This is a genomic window from Streptomyces sp. AC512_CC834, assembly GCF_019049325.1.
GTDB lineage: Bacteria > Actinomycetota > Actinomycetes > Streptomycetales > Streptomycetaceae > Streptomyces.
The window spans coordinates 1-889 of record NZ_JAGMUO010000098.1 but is presented as its reverse complement, the minus strand read 5'-3'; the positions used below and the strand labels follow the sequence as shown (position 1 = coordinate 889).

The following is an 889-nucleotide window of genomic DNA, read 5'->3' as shown; positions in this document are numbered from 1 at the left end:
TCGCCTCGTGAGCCTGTGGACTTCGCTGGAGCCCGCGTCCGCGACTGTGGACCCCGGCAGCAGTACGCGTGTGCGCCTGAGGGTGCGTAATACCGGTGACGTGGTGGACGAGTACCGGTTCGAGCCTGTCGGGGACGTTGCGCCCTGGACGACGGTCGAGCCGCCGACGCTGCGTCTGTATCCGGGGACGACGGGGACGGTGGAGTTGACGTTTGCGCCGCCTCGTACGCCGGATGCGGTGGCGGGGCCGAATCCGTATGCGGTGCGGATTACGCCGACGGAGCATCCGGATGCGGTGACGGTGCCGGAGGGCAATCTGACGATCACCGCGTTCTCGGAAGTGCGGGCGGAGTTGGTGCCGCCGACGGTGAAGGGGCGCTTCCGGGGTCGTCCGAAGTTGGCGGTGGACAACCTCGGCAATACGAAGGTGACGGCGTCGGTCTCGGGCAGTGACAACGGTGATCACCTGTCGTACGAGATCCGTCCGGGGAATGTGCAGATCGAGCCGGGGCGTGCGGCGTTCCTGGAGACGACGCTGAAGCCGCAGCAGATCATCTGGTTCGGCGCCAAGGAGGAGCGGCCGTACACGCTGGCCGTGCGCCGTTCCGGGGTGGATCCGACGGAGGTCGAGGGCACGTACGTGCAACGCGGGTTCCTGCCGCGTTGGCTGGCGACTTTCTTCGGCATCTTCGTCGCGCTCGCGATCGCGTTCGTGATGATCTGGATCGCGTACAAGCCGCAGGTCCGCACGAGCGCCACCGAGCAGACGCAGGAGGCGGGCGCCGCACTCGCGCCCAGTCCGAGTGCGAGTCCGGAGACGTTGCCCAGCAGTGCCGAGTCCGCGCCCGCCGAGCAGCCGCAGGCGCAGCCGTCGGCCACCCAGGAGCCG

Annotated in this window: 1 pseudogene; it reads left to right on the top strand. The window is 68.6% G+C overall.

The annotated features are described in order from the left end of the window. Positions 1–7: 7 nt before the first annotated feature. Positions 8–889: pseudogene (locus KUM40_RS32285) on the top strand (hydrogenase expression protein); the annotation flags it as partial.